Annotated in this window: 5 protein-coding genes; 1 reads left to right on the forward strand and 4 read right to left on the reverse strand. The window is 26.1% G+C overall.

Features of this window, described 5'->3' with window-relative positions; translation table 11 throughout:
- Positions 1 to 161 precede the first annotated feature (161 nt).
- From I4U58_RS12785 to I4U58_RS12795, 3 genes are all read right to left on the reverse strand, one after another.
- Positions 162 to 692 carry a hypothetical protein gene (locus tag I4U58_RS12785; protein ID WP_195931728.1) on the reverse strand — a complete coding sequence of 177 codons (531 nt, stop codon included), beginning with the start codon at positions 690 to 692 and terminating at the stop codon, positions 162 to 164.
- A gap of 25 nt (positions 693 to 717) precedes the next feature.
- Positions 718 to 1,233, reverse strand: coding sequence for a hypothetical protein (locus I4U58_RS12790; protein ID WP_195931729.1), 516 nt, complete (start codon positions 1,231 to 1,233; stop codon positions 718 to 720).
- Positions 1,234 to 1,388: 155 nt separating this feature from the next.
- Positions 1,389 to 1,937, reverse strand: a complete 549-nt coding sequence (locus I4U58_RS12795; protein ID WP_207743895.1) for an XRE family transcriptional regulator — start codon at positions 1,935 to 1,937, stop codon at positions 1,389 to 1,391.
- A gap of 282 nt (positions 1,938 to 2,219) precedes the next feature.
- Here I4U58_RS12795 and I4U58_RS12800 point away from each other — a divergent pair, with 282 nt between their 5' ends.
- On the forward strand, positions 2,220 to 3,035 hold the full coding sequence (locus tag I4U58_RS12800; protein WP_195931730.1) for a carbon-nitrogen hydrolase family protein: 816 nt from the start codon (positions 2,220 to 2,222) through the stop codon (positions 3,033 to 3,035).
- A gap of 147 nt (positions 3,036 to 3,182) precedes the next feature.
- Here I4U58_RS12800 and I4U58_RS12805 read toward each other — a convergent pair whose 3' ends face one another.
- Entirely contained in the window at positions 3,183 to 4,022 is an 840-nt protein-coding gene (locus I4U58_RS12805) for a transcriptional regulator (protein ID WP_243269636.1), read from the reverse strand.
- Positions 4,023 to 4,382: the final 360 nt, after the last annotated feature.

Below are 4,382 nucleotides of genomic sequence, written 5' to 3' on the forward strand. Positions count from 1 at the left end.
TCTGTATTACTTGTAAATTATAAATTTTAATTTGTTAAAAAATATATGTGGTTTAAATGTTATATTTTAATTTGTGAATTGTTATATTCATTTATACCTCAAGTATACTAAAGATAGTATTTTAATTTGCACACATATTTATTAAAAGAATAAAAATTCTATTAATCTATATCTATTAAAATCTCATTATTAGCTTTATTTAATGCAATTTCAAGCTCTAAGATTTCTTCATTTCTATCTTCTAAATACTTTTTCAACTCTTTTTTATTAAAATTCGGTTCTTTAACTCTATAATAAACAGAAGTTGCCGCTGCATCTACTTTTCTTTCTTTTGATGATTTAACACCATCTAAAATATTTTCAAAATTATTGACTTGCTCTCTTAGATATTTAATTCTATTTAATGTGCCTTGAAGGCTTAGCTTACCGTTTTTTGTTTCTATATAATTTTCATTATTTGCCTTAGATATATTAGTTTTTATTGTAGAAATCTCTTGACCTAATTCTATTATAAGCTCAAATTCTCTATTAAAGTCGACAACCTCATTACAATCATATCTAGTTCCATCTGATTCTAATATATACTCTTGTACTATATTTTCAAGTTTCATCATAGTATACATTTTATCTCTGTATATTCTCTCTAATTCAGATACTCTTAACATTGCTTGACTTATTGTACTTCTTTCCATAATATATTCCTCCACAAGTTTTAAATTATTTTTTCTTAAAAACGTATGTAATTCCTATTATAAATAAAATTGTAAGTAAATAAGATAATATATAATTATAGCTACTAGTTGCCTGTGATAATAATATTAAAATAATTGCAACTAATTCTAAAGATGAAAATAATATATTCTTAGCTATTTCAACAAATAGCCCGAAAAATATCCATACTATCTTCATATCCCCACTTACATTATTAAAGCCATTTTTATAATCTAAAATAGTGCCTGTAATAATATTTCTAAAATAATTTCCAAATACAACTACTCCATTTTTAATTCCTTCAACTAATCCTAGATCATTTTTTAATTCAAATCCTACATTTTGTTTATAACTTGTTATATATTGATTTGAAATATTCTCTAATCTAGTTAATGAAGTATATCTATTTAACCTACTAGAATTAAAGATTTTACTTTGACCTGTATAGTTAACAGTAAGTGGCATAAATAGAGAACAAATTAATAAAATCAATATCAAAAATATAATTGGTTTCTTTTTCAAATTAAATTTCCCCCTATTATTTTACATGTTTATAATTATATCATAAGTTATTAATTTTTAGTTGTTTATATGATTTTTTTATAAAATTATGATACCTGTTTTAAGCTTTGTAAAAACAAAATGGACTAATTTTATTAAGATTAGCCCATTTTTTATTATTTATATATTTCTATATTATGAAATAAAACTTTTTCATTTCCTTTATTCATATATATGTGATTTAATCCCCCGCCAAATTTTAAACTGTCTCCTTTATTTAATTCATATACCTCTTGCTCTACTTGGATAGTCAATGTCCCTCCTGATACGAGAATCATTTCTTCTAAGACGTTTTTATGTATAGCTGATACATGACTACAATCTGGATATAATTCTACTAAAAATACATCTATCCCATTTTTCGAATCAAATGGAAATATAGGATATATTATCATTTTACCATTTTCCTCTTTAATTGGATGTATTTCGTCTTTTTTTACTAAAACTAGTTGATTTCTATTATCGTCCAATAAAGATATAAAATTAACTTTTAATCCAGATGAAATCTTCCATAATGTCGATATAGTTGGACTTGATTCTCCTCTTTCAATTTGCCCTAGCATAGCTTTACTAACGCCTGTCAATTTTGATGCTTCATCTAAACTCAACCCTAAACCATTTCTCAATCGTCTAAGATTTTGTCCCACTTTTGGAAGTTGTGACATAATAAATTATCTCCTTGCTTTTTATTTATAACTACTTAATTATAATAAGTATTCCCCCTTTTATATACTATCATGTATATTTCTATCATTATACTATACTTTTACCCGGATATGTATATTAATCGAGTATATTTTTGAATTTTCTAAATATATATTTGTATGTATATTTATATATAGTTTTTCTCGCTAATTAATTCTCACTCGTTTGACATTGATAAAAATCTTATATACCATTTTATTAATAAATATAAAATATATAAAGTCTAGGAGGATAATAGAAATATGAATAAAATAAAAGTAGCATTGATACAAATGCATGTCGAAGAAGATAAAGATAAGAATTTACAGACAGCTAGAAAATTTGTAAATAAGGCTGCTAATGATGGTTGTGATTTAGCAATTCTTCCAGAGATGTTTACTACTCCTTATAAAACAAGTAACTTCCCATTATATGCAGAATTTGAAGGTGAAAAATCATTTATAGAACTTTCTAATATGTCGAGAGAAAATAATATATATTTAGTAGGTGGCTCTATCCCTGAAAAAGATTTAAATAATCTAGTTTATAATACTTCATATGCATTTGATAGAAGTGGAGAAAAAATAGGAAAACATAGAAAAGTTCATTTATTCGATATAGATGTAAAAGGAGGACAAGCATTTAAAGAATCTGATACATTGACACCTGGCGATAATATTACTGTATTTAATACTGAGTTTGGAAAAATAGGACTTTGTATTTGTTTTGATTTTAGATTTCCCGAACTTGGAAGATTAATGGCACAAGATGGTGCAAAAATTATAATTGTTCCCGCTGCCTTTAATATGACTACAGGTCCTGCCCATTGGGATTTAATGTTTAGATCACGAGCTGTAGACAATCAGGTTTATACAATAGGTTGTGCACCTAGCAGAGATGTTGATAGTTGTTATATATCATATGGCAACTCTTTAGTTGTATCTCCTTGGGGCGATATTTTATATAAAATGAATGAAAAAGAAGGATATAAAATAATCAAATTAGACTTAGATTATGTAGACAAAATTAGAAAAGAACTCCCACTTCTGTCTGCTAGAAGAGTTGATTTATACAAATAAAAAAATTCGCTTCGCTCATGGCGCCAACGAATCGGAGATTCCGTTGCTTTAGTTAATATGTTGGAAATTATACATTATCCACAAACCGGATAATATATAATTTCCTTAAGATTAAAAAATCCCCTTGTTAAAACAAGGGGGTATTTTTTACGCTCTTTTTCTTTTAAAATCAACTTTTTTTACATTATTTTTATTGTTTTTTGTTTGTAATGTATTTGGTTTTAAATCCATTAATATCTCTAAATCCTCTGGATATAAAGTTATCCCTTGAGAATATAATTTATCTATTAAAGTTGCATTGCTCACTATATGATTTTCTATTAAAGCTTCATATGCCATTTTTAGTAATGATGAGTCAGTTAATTTAAACTTATCATCTAGTGGTTCAACTTTATTCCAACCTCTTTGTTGCCAATCGTTAAGTAGATAATTGTATTTTTTATAGCTTATTACACCTAGACTATATGCTCTATAAACTAATAAACTAACAGGTACTGCCCATTTAGCTTTTAGATTAACAAAGTCTTCTAATTCATTTGCTTCTTGAATACTATTTAAAAATGCTTGTTTTGGAAGTAAAAATTCAGCAGCAAATTCTTCACAGTCAAATTTCTTTAAAGGTATATTTAGTATATCACTAACTATATATCCTAATTCACAAGCTAAGTCATGATTTCTTATAGGCGCAATATTTTTATCTCCACCTAAAGCAATAACATATTTTGTATTTTTATCTACTGATTGCTTTTGAGTAAAAGGACTTGCACCCCTTCTATTAACATTCATATAGCTTATTATTATACCTTTTGCCGTCATTATATCACCTAAATTTAAAGGTGTTGGTTTTTCGTCATCCCATAAGTCCCAATGCTCTCTTATTTTTTGAGAAAGAACTTCCATAGAATCTCCTCTATGTAAATTATTAGGTAAGTCTAGTTGTGGGAAACCTATATAATCTTCAAAGAATAAAAATAATTTTCTTAACATAATTAATTTTTCTTTGTATGATATTTCTTCCATTCTTGGCAGTGTAGAATTTGGATTAAAGTGTGAATCCTCTACTAAAACTTTTATATTTTCATTATCATAGAAATATTCTCTTGGAAAATGAAGTATATTAGATAATTTTAATGCATTTTCTAAAGTTGGTTTATATTTATTTTCTTCAAAAGCTAATATATCTTTTTTATTTATATTTGTTTCTTTTGCTAAAATATCTATACTTTTGCCTCTATATACCCTAGCAATTTTTAATCTTTTTCCATTAAATAAATCTTATAGTTCCTGTTTTTCCTCTCATAACTACAGATTCTGTTTTTGCCTTATTTCCGCCCATATTAACAACAC

The organism is Clostridium sp. 1001270J_160509_D11, assembly GCF_015667935.1.
Taxonomy (GTDB): domain Bacteria; phylum Bacillota; class Clostridia; order Peptostreptococcales; family Peptostreptococcaceae; genus Intestinibacter.